General features: G+C 37.5%; 22 protein-coding genes. All 22 read left to right on the top strand.

Going from position 1 to position 11437, the window contains the following annotated elements:
* The first annotated feature begins 345 nt into the window (after window positions 1-345).
* Window positions 346-657 carry a 30S ribosomal protein S10 gene (gene rpsJ / locus L323_RS35260; protein WP_004620876.1) on the top strand — a complete coding sequence of 104 codons (312 nt, stop codon included), beginning with the start codon at window positions 346-348 and terminating at the stop codon, window positions 655-657.
* Between the two features lie 108 nt (window positions 658-765).
* Complete coding sequence (rplC, locus tag L323_RS35255) at window positions 766-1404, top strand: 50S ribosomal protein L3 (RefSeq protein WP_004620874.1); 639 nt, start codon at window positions 766-768, stop codon at window positions 1402-1404.
* 24 nt (window positions 1405-1428) lie between these two features.
* Window positions 1429-2052 (top strand): 50S ribosomal protein L4, encoded by a 624-nt coding sequence (gene rplD / locus L323_RS35250; RefSeq protein ID WP_020816388.1) that lies wholly within the window; start codon window positions 1429-1431, stop codon window positions 2050-2052.
* Entirely contained in the window at window positions 2052-2405 is a 354-nt protein-coding gene (rplW, locus tag L323_RS35245; RefSeq protein ID WP_020816387.1) for a 50S ribosomal protein L23, read from the top strand. The genes rplD and rplW overlap by 1 nt, the downstream gene beginning before the upstream one ends.
* Before the next feature lie 31 nt (window positions 2406-2436).
* Complete coding sequence (rplB, locus tag L323_RS35240; RefSeq protein WP_020816386.1) at window positions 2437-3270, top strand: 50S ribosomal protein L2; 834 nt, start codon at window positions 2437-2439, stop codon at window positions 3268-3270.
* Window positions 3271-3354: 84 nt separating this feature from the next.
* The gene (rpsS, locus tag L323_RS35235) at window positions 3355-3636 is read left to right on the top strand and encodes a 30S ribosomal protein S19 (protein WP_020816385.1); all 282 of its coding nucleotides are present in this window, start codon (window positions 3355-3357) and stop codon (window positions 3634-3636) included.
* A gap of 58 nt (window positions 3637-3694) precedes the next feature.
* Window positions 3695-4171: a 50S ribosomal protein L22 gene (gene rplV / locus L323_RS35230; RefSeq protein WP_004620865.1), complete on the top strand. Its 477-nt coding sequence runs from the start codon at window positions 3695-3697 to the stop codon at window positions 4169-4171.
* A gap of 19 nt (window positions 4172-4190) precedes the next feature.
* Window positions 4191-4859, top strand: a complete 669-nt coding sequence (gene rpsC / locus L323_RS35225) for a 30S ribosomal protein S3 (RefSeq protein ID WP_020816384.1) — start codon at window positions 4191-4193, stop codon at window positions 4857-4859.
* The gene (gene rplP / locus L323_RS35220; protein ID WP_004620860.1) at window positions 4859-5296 is read left to right on the top strand and encodes a 50S ribosomal protein L16; all 438 of its coding nucleotides are present in this window, start codon (window positions 4859-4861) and stop codon (window positions 5294-5296) included. Before rpsC ends, rplP begins: the two co-directional genes overlap by 1 nt.
* Window positions 5286-5486 carry a 50S ribosomal protein L29 gene (rpmC, locus tag L323_RS35215; RefSeq protein WP_004620858.1) on the top strand — a complete coding sequence of 67 codons (201 nt, stop codon included), beginning with the start codon at window positions 5286-5288 and terminating at the stop codon, window positions 5484-5486. The genes rplP and rpmC overlap by 11 nt, the downstream gene beginning before the upstream one ends.
* A gap of 120 nt (window positions 5487-5606) precedes the next feature.
* A complete protein-coding gene (gene rpsQ / locus L323_RS35210) occupies window positions 5607-5864 on the top strand; it encodes a 30S ribosomal protein S17 (RefSeq protein ID WP_020816383.1) in 258 nt (85 codons plus the stop codon).
* Window positions 5865-5907: 43 nt separating this feature from the next.
* Complete coding sequence (gene rplN, locus L323_RS35205) at window positions 5908-6276, top strand: 50S ribosomal protein L14 (RefSeq protein WP_020816382.1); 369 nt, start codon at window positions 5908-5910, stop codon at window positions 6274-6276.
* An 18-nt stretch (window positions 6277-6294) separates the two neighbouring features.
* Complete coding sequence (gene rplX, locus L323_RS35200) at window positions 6295-6645, top strand: 50S ribosomal protein L24 (RefSeq protein ID WP_020816381.1); 351 nt, start codon at window positions 6295-6297, stop codon at window positions 6643-6645.
* A gap of 27 nt (window positions 6646-6672) precedes the next feature.
* Entirely contained in the window at window positions 6673-7215 is a 543-nt protein-coding gene (gene rplE / locus L323_RS35195) for a 50S ribosomal protein L5 (protein WP_020816380.1), read from the top strand.
* 15 nt (window positions 7216-7230) lie between these two features.
* A complete protein-coding gene (locus L323_RS35190) occupies window positions 7231-7416 on the top strand; it encodes a type Z 30S ribosomal protein S14 (RefSeq protein ID WP_004620848.1) in 186 nt (61 codons plus the stop codon).
* A gap of 24 nt (window positions 7417-7440) precedes the next feature.
* Window positions 7441-7839: a 30S ribosomal protein S8 gene (gene rpsH / locus L323_RS35185; RefSeq protein ID WP_020816379.1), complete on the top strand. Its 399-nt coding sequence runs from the start codon at window positions 7441-7443 to the stop codon at window positions 7837-7839.
* Window positions 7840-7954: 115 nt separating this feature from the next.
* On the top strand, window positions 7955-8506 hold the full coding sequence (rplF, locus tag L323_RS35180; protein ID WP_020816378.1) for a 50S ribosomal protein L6: 552 nt from the start codon (window positions 7955-7957) through the stop codon (window positions 8504-8506).
* 17 nt (window positions 8507-8523) lie between these two features.
* Window positions 8524-8892, top strand: a complete 369-nt coding sequence (gene rplR, locus L323_RS35175; RefSeq protein ID WP_020816377.1) for a 50S ribosomal protein L18 — start codon at window positions 8524-8526, stop codon at window positions 8890-8892.
* 18 nt (window positions 8893-8910) lie between these two features.
* Complete coding sequence (gene rpsE / locus L323_RS35170; protein ID WP_014312125.1) at window positions 8911-9414, top strand: 30S ribosomal protein S5; 504 nt, start codon at window positions 8911-8913, stop codon at window positions 9412-9414.
* Between the two features lie 12 nt (window positions 9415-9426).
* Entirely contained in the window at window positions 9427-9606 is a 180-nt protein-coding gene (gene rpmD, locus L323_RS35165; RefSeq protein ID WP_020816376.1) for a 50S ribosomal protein L30, read from the top strand.
* A 14-nt stretch (window positions 9607-9620) separates the two neighbouring features.
* The gene (gene rplO, locus L323_RS35160; RefSeq protein ID WP_020816375.1) at window positions 9621-10064 is read left to right on the top strand and encodes a 50S ribosomal protein L15; all 444 of its coding nucleotides are present in this window, start codon (window positions 9621-9623) and stop codon (window positions 10062-10064) included.
* A 1-nt stretch (window position 10065) separates the two neighbouring features.
* Complete coding sequence (gene secY, locus L323_RS35155; RefSeq protein WP_020816374.1) at window positions 10066-11358, top strand: preprotein translocase subunit SecY; 1293 nt, start codon at window positions 10066-10068, stop codon at window positions 11356-11358.
* The last annotated feature ends 79 nt before the right edge of the window (window positions 11359-11437 follow it).

Here is an 11437-nt window from a genome sequence, read left to right as displayed (position 1 = left end):
TTTGCATAATCAAAAAAAATAAAAATATATTTTAAAACCACTTGCAAATATGAAAAATATGTAGTAAAATATTGAATGTTGTGGCGTGGCATACGATGACGCAGGAGATTGCTATTCATAGAAATAGGTAACTTTTGCTGAGAATGTCCGATTCAAGAAACCGGGCGACAAGTCACTGTACATTTTGAAGTGTAATATAATCGCTTTAAATGCCCAGGTTAAGTTTGTCCAATTTGGATAAGAACGATCCTGGGTTTTTATATAAAACGTTATGAAACACCCGGCATAGTGTACAGACAAAACTTGTTGTACGTGACAAAATTCAACGTACGAGGAGGTTTATGTATGTCAAACAAACAGAAAATACGTATCAGACTAAAGGCGTTCGATCATCAGGTGCTTGATCAGTCAGCTGAGAAGATCGTTGAAACTGCTAAGAGGACAGGCGCGAAGGTTTCAGGACCTGTACCGCTTCCTACTGAGAAAGAGATTATTACAATCTTAAGAGCTCCACATAAATACAAGGACTCAAGAGAGCAGTTTGAAATGAGAACTCATAAAAGATTGATAGATGTAGTTCTACCAACGCCAAAGACTGTTGACGCATTAATGAGGCTGGATCTACCAGCGGGTGTAGACATTGAGATTAAATTATAATTTCAATATTTGAAAGTAATAAATGTCAAACTAGTCTACAGTGTTAAGTGTTAGTAGTAGGTCATGTTCATAGAAAATATGAACCAATAACCATAGGAGGTAATTTTAATGAAAAAAGCAATGTTAGGTAAGAAAATTGGAATGACTCAAATATTTGATGAAAATGGTTTGGTTATACCAGTTACAGTTGTAGAAGCAGGCCCATTAACAGTTGTTCAAAAGAAGACTGTTGAAACTGACGGATATAATGCTTTAAAAGTTGGATATCAAAAGGTTGCGGAAAAGAAACTTAGCAAACCTGCTTTAGGTCAGTTCAGCAAGACTAAGCTTGCTCCAATGAAGTATCTTAGAGAATTCAGACTGGAAGACATATCAAGCTATGAAGTTGGTCAGGAAATTAAAGCTGAAGATATGTTCCAATCTGGAGATAAAATAGACGTAAGCGGCCTTTCAAAGGGTAAAGGATTTCAGGGTACTATTAAGAGATACGGCCAAAAAGGTGGACCCAAAACTCACGGTTCAATGTACCACAGAAGAGTTGGTTCCATGAGTGCAAACACCAATCCGGCAAGAGTATTTAAGGGCAAGAAGTTACCAGGTCATATGGGTATGGACAACACTACAGTTCAAAATCTTGAAGTTGTTAGAGTTGATGCAGAAAGAAACCTTATTCTTGTAAAAGGTGCTCTTCCAGGACCTAAAGGTGGATTGCTTGTTATTAAAAGTACGGTTAAATCCGGTAAATAATAACGTGAAGGGAGGAAGTAACACATGCCAAAGGTTGATTTATATAACATGAAAGGTGAAGTAGTTGGAGATATTCAACTTTGCGATAATGTTTTCGGTGCAGAAGTAAACAATGAAGTACTTCACGCAGTAGTAGTAAATCAGTTAGCAAATAAAAGACAAGGTACTCAGTCAACAAAAACCAAGAGTGAAGTTAGAGGTGGCGGTAAAAAGCCATGGAGACAAAAGGGAACCGGTCGTGCAAGACAGGGTAGTATCCGTTCAGCACAGTGGATTAAAGGTGGTATAGTATTAGGACCTAAACCACGTAGCTACAGATACACTATGCCAAAGAAAGTGAAGCGTATTGCAATGAAGTCAGCATTGACATCAAAGGTTTCAGGAAATGAAATTTTTGTACTGGATGCTTTGACATTGGATGCAATTAAGACTAAGTCAATGGTAGGTGTACTTAGCAATTTAAAAGTTGATTCAAGTGCTTTGATAGTAATTGATTCAAAGAATGAAAACATTGTTAAGTCTGCTAGAAACATACCAGGAATAAAGACAGCATATGTAAATACTCTTAATGTATTTGATATATTGAAATATGATAAGTTTATTATAACAAAGGATGCTGTTGAAAAGGTTGAGGAGGTGTACGCATAATGAGATTGCCACAAGACATAATTATAAAGCCATATATAACTGAAAAAAGTAATATGGAAATAGGTGCTGGTAAGTACACTTTTGTCGTTGATGTAAAATCAACAAAAACCGAAATAAAAAAGGCAGTTGAAGCATTATTCAGCGTTAAGGTATTACAAGTTAATACCATGAACTTTGAAGGTAAAATCAAGCGCACAGGTGTTCATGAAGGACCACGTCCAGCTTGGAAAAAGGCAATCGTTAAAATCGATACTGATCCAAAGCCTGTTGAATACTTATCAAAGGGCGGCAAGACTGTAACAAATAATAAGAAATATAAAACTAGCATCGAAGAATTTGGCGTTGCTCAGTAATTAAGCCAGGTTATAAAAGGAGTGAGAAGAGATGGCATTAAAAAAGTATAGTCCTACTTCTCCATCCAGAAGGTTTATGACAGTAATGGATTACTCAGACTTAACAAAAGTTGAACCTGAAAAGTCATTACTGGAACCTCTGAAGAAAAATGGAGGAAGAAACTCTTATGGTAGGATTACTGTTCGTCATCAAGGCGGCGGTAACAGACAAAAATATAGAGTTATAGACTTTAAAAGAGACAAAGATGGAATCAAAGCAAAGGTTGCTACAATCGAGTATGATCCAAACAGGACTGCAAATATTGCGCTTCTTAACTATTTAGATGGTGAAAAGAGATATATTCTTGCACCAGTTGGATTAAGTGTTGGCGATATTGTTGAATCAGGAGTATCAGCGGATATCAAACCAGGTAACGCACTTCCTCTTACAAATATTCCTGTAGGTTCATTAATTCATAATATTGAACTTAAGCCAGGTAAGGGTGGCCAGATGGTTAGAGCTGCAGGAAATGCTGCTCAGTTGATGGCTAAAGAGGGCGAATATGCTCAGGTAAGACTTCCTTCAGGTGAAGTTCGTATGGTTAGAATCAATTGTAAAGCTACAATTGGACAGGTTGGTAACCTTGAACATGAAAACGTGTCACTGGGTAAGGCTGGTAGAAAAAGATGGATGGGTATCAGACCTACAGTCCGCGGTGTTGTTATGAACCCGGTTGACCACCCTCACGGTGGTGGAGAAGGTAAATCACCTATCGGTAGACCAAGTCCTGTTACACCTTGGGGTAAACCAACTCTTGGCTTGAAGACTAGAAAGAAGAAAAACAAGTCAGATAAGTTTATTGTTAAGAGAAGAAATCAAAAGTAATATATCGGGATTTTTGGAAGTAAGAGCGGTTTAACCGCTCCGCCAAATCCTACGAGATGGCGGCGAAGGGAGGATTTTAGAATAATGAGTAGATCAGTTAAAAAGGGACCTTACGTGCTTGATTCATTACTTAAAAAAATTGAAGAAATGAATAAAGTGAATGATAAGAAAGTTATCAAGACCTGGTCAAGGGCTTCAACTATATTCCCTCAGATGGTTGGACACACAATTGCTGTTCACGATGGAAAGAAGCACGTTCCTGTATATATAACAGAAGAAATGGTTGGTCATAAGCTTGGTGAATTTGCACCAACAAGGACATACAAGGGACATGGCGGTAACGAGAAGTCTACTTCTCTAAGGTAAAAGATTTTTTGAACTGAAAGTTTAAGTTTAAGATTAGAACTGAAAGGAGGCTATTCAGTTGGAGAAAAAAGTATTGTCCAAAGAGGAGCTATTAAAGAATAAAGATCAGATTTTGGCTGAACAAAATGCTAAGCATACTAAGTCAAATAAGCCTGCACTTCTTACTAAAAAAGAGAGAAAAGTTCTCGGAATCGGTAAAGATGAAGGAAGAGCAGTTTTAAAATATGCACGTATATCATCCAGAAAGGTTAAAATCGTACTGGATTTGATAAAAAATAAGGGTATTGATGAGGCTTATGGTATTCTCAAGTTTACACCTAAGGCTGCATCAGAGGTTTTATATAAGCTTCTTAAATCAGCAGAAGCAAATGCTGTTAACAATAATAGTTTGAATCATGATAACCTTTTTATTGCAGAAGCTTTTGCAACTCAAGGACCAACATTAAAGAGAATTATGCCACGTGCTCAAGGTAGAGCATTTAAAATTCAAAAAAGAACCAGCCATATAACATTGGTTGTAAAGGAAAGAGAATAAGCGAGAAGGAGGTTGGATAATGGGCCAGAAAGTAAATCCTCATGGATTAAGAATTGGAATTATTAAAGATTGGGATACAAAATGGTATGCTAATGACAAATCTTTTAGCAGCTATCTTGTTGAAGATGTCAAAATAAGAAATTTCATAAAGAAGAAGCTTTATATTTCAGGCATTTCTAGAATTGAGATTGACCGTGCAGCAAATAAGGTCAAGATTAATGTAAATACTGCAAAGCCAGGACTTGTAATCGGCAAGGGTGGCCAAGGTATTGAAGAACTTAGAAAAGAAGTAGAAAAAATGACAGGTAAGAGTGTTCTTATCAACATTACTGAGATCAAAGTTCCTGAAATGGATGCTCAGCTAGTTGCAGAGAACATCGCATCACAGCTAGAGAAACGTATATCTTTCAGAAGAGCGATGAAGCAGGCTATGTCAAGAACAATGAAGCTTGGTGCTAAGGGTATCAAGACTGCGTGTGCAGGTAGACTTGGTGGTGCAGAAATAGCAAGAACTGAGCATTATCATGACGGTACTATTCCACTTCAAACACTTCGTGCTGATATAGACTATGGTTTTGCTGAAGCAAACACAACCTATGGTAAGATCGGTGTTAAGGTATGGATATACAAAGGAGAAGTTCTTCCTGCTGTTAAGAGAGACAGAAAAGCGGAAGGAGGGGTTAAGTAATGTTAATGCCCAAAAGAGTAAAACATAGAAGGGTTCACAGAGGTAGAATGACTGGAAAAGCTACCAGAGGTAACTTTGTTAGCAATGGTGAGTTCGGAATTCAGGCTTTGGAACCTGCTTGGATAACAAGCAACCAGATTGAGGCTGCCAGAATAGCAATGACTCGTTTCATCAAGCGTGGCGGTAAGGTTTGGATTAAAATATTCCCGGATAAGCCGGTAACAAAGAAACCTGCTGAAACTCGTATGGGTAGTGGTAAGGGTTCACCGGAATATTGGGTTGCAGTAGTAAAACCTGGAAGAGTATTATTTGAAATTGCGGGAGTACCTGAAGAGACAGCTAGAGAGGCTTTAAGGCTCGCTATGCACAAACTTCCGGTTAAATGTAAATTTGTAACCCGCGAGACAGAAATGGGTGGTGAAGCAAATGAAAGCTAGTGAAATCAGAGAAAAGGATATTGTTGAATTGAACAAGGAATTGGGCGAATTAAAGTCTGAACTCTTTAAGCTTAGATTTCAGCTTGCTACAAATCAGCTTGAGAACCCAATGAAACTTAAGGATGTTAAAAAATCCATTGCTAGAGTTAAAACAATAATAAGGGAAAAAGAGCTTAGCGATAACAAGTAATAGCTATTTGCTAAAGTAATTGAAAAACCTTAACCATAATGAATAACGTTAGTTATGTTCTTTGTAATATATCAATCGATAATATCACAAAGACGAGTATTCGGAAGGAGGTAATTCCACTTGGTTGAAAGAGCTTTAAGAAAGACTAGGGTTGGCAAGGTTGTTAGCAATAAGATGGATAAAACTATTGTTGTTGCTATAGAAACTAGTGTAAAGCATCCGTTATACGGAAAAATTGTTAAGAGAACTTATAAACTAAAGGCACATGATGAAGAAAATCAATGTCAGATTGGTGATAAAGTTAAAGTAATGGAGACAAGGCCATTGAGTAAGGAAAAGAGATGGAGACTTGTTGAAATCGTTGAAAAGGCACAATAATATATGTGCAGTCTGAGCAGAAATTTTGGAAGGAGGTACCACTATGATTCAAGTTCAGTCTAGAATGAAAGTAGCTGATAATACCGGAGCTAAAGAACTTATGTGTATAAAAGTTCTTGGCGGTTCTTGGAGAAAGTATGCTAATATAGGTGATATTATAGTAGCTTCTGTTAAAAATGCAACACCCGGCGGTGTTGTAAAAAAAGGTGACGTTGTAAAGTGCGTTATAGTACGCTCTAAGAAAGGCGTTAGAAGGCCCGACGGTTCATACATCAGATTTGATGAGAACGCTGCAGTTATAATTAAAGATGATAAGAACCCAAGAGGAACTCGTATATTTGGACCTGTTGCAAGAGAATTAAGAGATAAGGATTTCATGAAAATTCTTTCTCTTGCACCGGAAGTATTGTAAGGAAGGAGGCGGCTTAATTTGACAAACAAAGTTCATGTAAAAAAGAATGATACAGTTCTTGTGCTTTCAGGAAAAGATAGAGGCAAGAAGGGCAAGGTATTAAGCGTAAATCCTTCTACTAATCAAGTACTTGTTGAAGGCGTAAACATGTCAACAAAGCACAAAAAGCCTAGAGGAAAATATCAACAAGGTGGCATTATCCATCAGGAGTCACATATCAACAGTTCAAATGTAATGTTGGTTTGTGACAAATGTGGAAAGCCTACCAAAGTTGCAAAGAAAATTCTCGACAATGGGCAGAAGGCTAGAGCTTGTAAAAACTGTAACGAAATTATTGATATAGTATTAGATAAAAACAAAGACGGTTAATAGTACTGCCGAAAGGAGGTATAGCAGATGGCAAGGTTAAAAGATAAATATCTTTGTGAAGCAGTTCCTGCTTTGAAAGAAAAGTTTAAATATAGCAGTAGCATGCAGATTCCAAAGCTTGAGAAAATAGTTCTTAACATGGGAGTCGGAGAAGTAAAAGACAACCCAAAGGCTATGGATTCAGCAGTAAATGATATGACATTGATTACTGGACAAAAGCCGATTGTAACTAAGGCTAAAAAGTCAGTAGCGGCATTTAAATTGAGACAGGGAATGAATATTGGCTGTAAGGTTACATTAAGAGGCGAGAGAATGTATGAATTCGTTGATAAGCTCTTTAATGTAGCTATTCCTAGAGTAAGAGACTTTAGAGGTCTTTCAAACAACTCATTTGACGGTAGAGGAAATTACTCGATGGGTGTCAAGGACCAGCTAATATTCCCTGAAATTGAGTATGACAAGGTTGATAAGTTAAGAGGAATGGATATTGTTTTTGTAACTACGGCTAAGAGTGATGAAGAAGCTAAAGAGCTTTTAAAATTACTTGGTATGCCATTCAGCCAGAGCTAAGGAGGGATTGAAGGCATGGCAAAGAAATCTATGATTATAAAGCAACAGCGTACACCCAAGTTTAGTACAAGGGCTTACAATAGATGTAAAATATGTGGAAGACCACACGCATACATTAGAAAATTTGGAATTTGCCGTTTATGCTTTAGACAATTAGCGTACAAAGGTCAAATACCTGGCGTTAAAAAAGCAAGCTGGTAATATCATTGGAAGGAGGTTAAACATATGCAAATTACTGATGCAATAGCTGATATGTTAACCAGAATAAGAAATGCAGGTTCTGCTAAACATGAATCAGTTGATATACCCGCTTCCAACCTCAAGAGGTCTATAGCAAACATTTTGCTGGAAGAAGGATATATTAAGAATTTTGAAGAAATTAGTGACGGAAAGCAAGGCGTACTTAGAGTTAACTTAAAGTACACCAATAATAAGCAAAACGTTATAACTGGAATAAAGAGAATTAGTAAGCCTGGTTTGAGAGTATATGCAGGAAAAGAAGAACTGCCAAAGGTATTGGGCGGACTCGGTATAGCAATTATCTCAACATCAAAGGGAATAATGACTGACAGGAAAGCCAGAGTAGAAGGTATAGGCGGAGAAGTTCTGGCATTTGTTTGGTAAGTTATAAATCCTCAGGTAAAGTATTTTCAAATTCTTATTTAAGAATTTGAAAATACTCTAAGGTCTGAAAAGGGCACTAGATTGCCCATAATTTTAAGAACTGGAGGTATATGACATGTCAAGAATAGGAAAGTTGCCAATAGCTGTTCCAAAGAGTGTAACAGTTAAACTAGACGGCGACAATTTATTGACTGTAAAAGGTACAAAAGGAACTCTTACAAAGCAGTTCCACAAGGATATGATTATTAAAGTAGAAGCTGATCAGATAGTTGTTGAAAGACCATCTGATTTAAAAATGCACAAATCACTTCATGGTTTAACTAGAACACTTATTAACAATATGGTGGAAGGTGTTACCAATGGATACCAAAAGGCTCTTGATATCAACGGTGTTGGTTACAGAGCACAAAAGCAGGGTAAGAAGTTGGTTTTAACACTCGGTTATTCACATCCTGTTGAGATGGAAGATCCTGAAGGCATTGCAACTGAAGTTCCTGCACCTAACAAGATAATTGTTAAGGGAATTGACAAGCAGGTGGTTGGAGAAGTAGCTGCTAAGATTCGTGAAAAGAGACCTCCTGAGCCTTATAAGGGTAAGGGTATCAAATACGAAACTGAAGTTATAAGACGTAAAGAAGGTAAGACTGGTGGCAAGGGTAAAAAGTAGAAAGGAGATGAGAGTAAATGATTAATAAGACAAATAGAAACGAAGTAAGACTCAGAAAGCATCTGAGAGTACGCAAAAAGATTACTGGAACTGTTGAGCGTCCAAGAATGAACGTTTTTAGAAGTTTAAACAACATTTATGTTCAGATAATCGATGATACAACCGGTAATACTCTTGTATCCGCTTCAACCCTTGATGCCGCATTAAAAGGAAAAGTTGCTAACGGCGGAAACAAGGAAGCAGCTAAAGAGGTTGGAAAATTAATAGCTTCTAAGGCTATTGACAAGGGTATAAAGAAAGTTGTATTTGATAGAGGCGGATATATCTATCATGGAAGAGTTAAAGAGCTTGCTGACGCTGCTAGAGAAGCAGGCTTGGATTTTTAAGGAGAAGGAGGGGAATACATGCAACGAATTGATGCCAGCACTTTAGGAGAACTTAAGGAAAAAGTTGTTAATATAGGACGTGTAACAAAGGTTGTTAAAGGTGGTAGAAATTTTCGTTTCAGTGCGTTAGTAGTAGTAGGAGACGAAAACGGCTATGTTGGAAGTGGAATGGGTAAAGCTGCTGAAATACCTGAAGCTATTCGTAAAGGTATTGAAGATGCTAAGAAGAACCTGATTAAAGTTCCGCTTGTTGACACAACAATTCCACACGAAGCAATTGGAGTGTTTGGAGCAGGTAAAGTATTACTTAAACCTGCTGGACAAGGTACCGGAGTTATTGCCGGAGGACCTGTAAGAGCCGTACTTGAACTTGCAGGAATTCGTGATATAAGAACGAAGTCATTGGGCTCAAACAACCCAATTAATATGGTTAATGCAACTATTGAAGGCCTTGCTCAGTTAAAGACAGCCGAAGAAGTTGCCAGACTTCGCGGAAAAACAGCAGAAGAGATTCTGGGCTAGGGGGGACATTAAATGGCTAAGTTAAAGATAACTCTAAAGAAGAGCACAAATAAGGCTGTTAAGAGTCAGACTGCAACTGTAAAAGCTCTTGGTTTGGGTAAAATCGGGACTACAGTTGAACAAAATGACAACCCTCAAATTAGAGGAATGATTAGAAAAGTTTCACATCTTGTTTGTGTAGAAGAAATATAAGGGAGGTGTAGTCAATGAAATTATTTGAATTACAGCCTGCTCCTGGATCAAAAAAGCTACCTAATAGAAAAGGTAGAGGTATAGGCAGTGGTAACGGTAAAACCGGTGGTAAGGGTCACAAAGGACAAAATGCCCGTGCCGGCGGTGGTGTTAGACCAGGTTTTGAAGGTGGTCAAATGCCTTTATATATGAGATTACCAAAAAGGGGATTTAATAACTACGAGTTTTCTAAAAAGTATACTGAAGTTAACGTATCTGATTTGAATATGTTTGATGAAGGTACAGTTGTAACTGAAGAACTTCTTAAATCTTCCGGCCTTGCTAAAAAGATTATAGATGGAGTAGCAATTTTAGGTAACGGAGAGTTAACTAAAAAGTTAACAGTTCAAGCGACTAAATTTACAAAAACAGCTACTGAAAAGATAGAAGCTGCGGGAGGAAAGGTCGAGGTGGTATAACGTGAGTGGAATGATGGATACACTTAAGAATTCCTGGAAGATTCCTGATTTAAAGAAAAAGATATTAATAACTATTGGCCTTCTCCTAATTTTTAGATTAGGATCCAGAATCCCTGTTCCTGGACTGAACCCTGATTGGTTCGCACAGCTTATTTCAAAGGGTGGACAGTTGTTTAATTTTATTGATATCATTGGTGGTGGATCCTTTAAGAATGCAACTATATTTGCAATGAGTATAACACCATATATCAATGCATCAATTATTATGCAGTTGTTAACGATTGCTATTCCAAAACTGGAACAGTTATCAAAGGAAGGCGAAGAGGGCAGGAAAAAGATAGGTCAATGGATAAGATATGCAACAGTAATTTTGGCATTCTTACAGGCTACAGCCATTACTATTGGTCTAAGAGGTGCACTTATTTCAGGACTTAACGTTATAACCTTCATTACAGTAACACTTACACTTACTGCCGGAACAGCATTTTTGATGTGGCTTGGTGAACAAATCACCGAGTACGGTATTGGAAATGGTATTTCAATGTTGATTTTTGCAGGTATATTGTCAGCTGGTCCTACAGGGGCTAACTATATTATAAAGAACTACACTTTGGGTAACTTAGGAACTGGTGCAATAGGTATTTTAGCAATATTAGGAATACTTGTTGTATTCGTTGCTGTTATTGCTTGTGTTGTTTGGGTTAATCAGGCTGAGCGTCGTATACCTGTACAATATGCAAAAAGAGTTGTTGGTAGAAAGGTTTATGGAGGACAAAGTACTCACTTACCTATAAAGGTAAACTGGGCAGGAGTTATTCCTATAATCTTTGCAATGTCTATCATGATGCTTCCTTCAACAATTGTTGGGTTTGCAAGACCAAATGCGACTGGCGGATTTGCTGGATTTATAAAGAATTGGTCAGGCCATTGGTCCTATGCAATACTTTATGCATTATTAATTATCGGATTTACATTCTTCTACACTTATGTTCAGTTCAATCCAATTGAACTGGCTAATAACATGAAGAAGAATGGTGGATTTATACCGGGTATAAGACCTGGTAAGCCAACTTCCGAATATATTGCAAAGGTATTGAACAGGATAACTTGGTTTGGCGCATTGTTCCTTGCTCTTATAACTATATTCCCATATATTATTGGTTGGATTACAGGAGTACAAGGGGTATGGTTTGCTGGAACAAGCGTTCTGATCTTGGTTGGTGTTGCAATTGATACCGTAAGACAAATCGAGTCACAAATGCTTATGAGACATTATAAAGGATTCTTGGAATAAGGTCCTTTCAAATTAGATTAGTTAGCAAATGGTTTGGGGTTTATGATACGTCATAAGCCCTAAACTTAATGTTATGAGT

Source organism: Ruminiclostridium papyrosolvens C7 (assembly GCF_000421965.1).
Lineage (GTDB): Bacteria > Bacillota > Clostridia > Acetivibrionales > DSM-1351 > Ruminiclostridium > Ruminiclostridium papyrosolvens_A.
Note: the sequence above shows the minus strand (reverse complement) of the source record. Positions and strands in the feature narration are given on the sequence as shown.

Coding starts and splice junctions, on each gene's coding strand:
- rpsJ (WP_004620876.1), top strand. CDS start 346: ATGTCAAACAAACAGAAAATACGTATCAGACTAAAGGCGTTCGATCAT.
- rplC (WP_004620874.1), top strand. CDS start 766: ATGAAAAAAGCAATGTTAGGTAAGAAAATTGGAATGACTCAAATATTT.
- rplD (WP_020816388.1), top strand. CDS start 1,429: ATGCCAAAGGTTGATTTATATAACATGAAAGGTGAAGTAGTTGGAGAT.
- rplW (WP_020816387.1), top strand. CDS start 2,052: ATGAGATTGCCACAAGACATAATTATAAAGCCATATATAACTGAAAAA.
- rplB (WP_020816386.1), top strand. CDS start 2,437: ATGGCATTAAAAAAGTATAGTCCTACTTCTCCATCCAGAAGGTTTATG.
- rpsS (WP_020816385.1), top strand. CDS start 3,355: ATGAGTAGATCAGTTAAAAAGGGACCTTACGTGCTTGATTCATTACTT.
- rpsC (WP_020816384.1), top strand. CDS start 4,191: ATGGGCCAGAAAGTAAATCCTCATGGATTAAGAATTGGAATTATTAAA.
- rplP (WP_004620860.1), top strand. CDS start 4,859: ATGTTAATGCCCAAAAGAGTAAAACATAGAAGGGTTCACAGAGGTAGA.
- rpmC (WP_004620858.1), top strand. CDS start 5,286: ATGAAAGCTAGTGAAATCAGAGAAAAGGATATTGTTGAATTGAACAAG.
- rplN (WP_020816382.1), top strand. CDS start 5,908: ATGATTCAAGTTCAGTCTAGAATGAAAGTAGCTGATAATACCGGAGCT.
- rplE (WP_020816380.1), top strand. CDS start 6,673: ATGGCAAGGTTAAAAGATAAATATCTTTGTGAAGCAGTTCCTGCTTTG.
- L323_RS35190 (WP_004620848.1), top strand. CDS start 7,231: ATGGCAAAGAAATCTATGATTATAAAGCAACAGCGTACACCCAAGTTT.
- rpsH (WP_020816379.1), top strand. CDS start 7,441: ATGCAAATTACTGATGCAATAGCTGATATGTTAACCAGAATAAGAAAT.
- rplF (WP_020816378.1), top strand. CDS start 7,955: ATGTCAAGAATAGGAAAGTTGCCAATAGCTGTTCCAAAGAGTGTAACA.
- rplR (WP_020816377.1), top strand. CDS start 8,524: ATGATTAATAAGACAAATAGAAACGAAGTAAGACTCAGAAAGCATCTG.
- rpsE (WP_014312125.1), top strand. CDS start 8,911: ATGCAACGAATTGATGCCAGCACTTTAGGAGAACTTAAGGAAAAAGTT.
- rpmD (WP_020816376.1), top strand. CDS start 9,427: ATGGCTAAGTTAAAGATAACTCTAAAGAAGAGCACAAATAAGGCTGTT.
- rplO (WP_020816375.1), top strand. CDS start 9,621: ATGAAATTATTTGAATTACAGCCTGCTCCTGGATCAAAAAAGCTACCT.